Genomic DNA, 512 nt, shown 5'->3' with positions numbered 1-512 from the left:
TGCGGCCGGCACTCCGTGAGCGATTACCTCGTGCATCGTCGGACTCCTCCGTTGGCGCGAGCAGGTGTGGCACGCGTCTACCCGGAGCCCTCCAACCCATGCCGGTGAACTTCGGTCAGCTGAATGCACTCAATGGGGTGGATACGCGATTGTACGTTTCGACCTGCGCGCCCCGTCGGGTTAGATGGACGTATGAGCTTATCCGCCGTTGCCATCGTCATGGCCTGTGTCATTTCGTCGGTCTTCATCCTGGTCGTCATGGTGCGGTACATTCCGCAGCGCTGGCGCGAAGGGTCCGTTCTAAAGGACGGTATCGAACATTTCTCGACCCTCAACAGGACACTGTTCGCTTTCATCCTGGCCCTCTCGATCGTCTCCGCCGGAGCGAGCCTGAACAGAGCCACCGACGAGGTCAGCAATGAAGGTGCGAGTCTCGTCAATCTGTACTGGGCGACGCGACCCCTCCCGGTCGCCGCACGCACGGAGATCCGTGAAGCGACCCGCCGGTACAC

The 512-nt window shown here is 61.3% G+C and carries 1 protein-coding gene; it reads left to right on the top strand.

Features of this window, described 5'->3' with window-relative positions; all coding sequences use genetic code 11:
• Positions 1 to 192 precede the first annotated feature (192 nt).
• Positions 193 to 512, top strand: a 320-nt coding sequence (locus tag ABD323_RS45575; protein WP_344447795.1) for a bestrophin-like domain, incomplete at its 3' end; no start/stop codon positions are given.

Origin of the sequence: Kitasatospora nipponensis (genome assembly GCF_039528135.1) — a bacterium.
Taxonomy (GTDB): domain Bacteria; phylum Actinomycetota; class Actinomycetes; order Streptomycetales; family Streptomycetaceae; genus Kitasatospora; species Kitasatospora nipponensis.
This window is presented reverse-complemented; position numbering and strand designations above follow the sequence as displayed.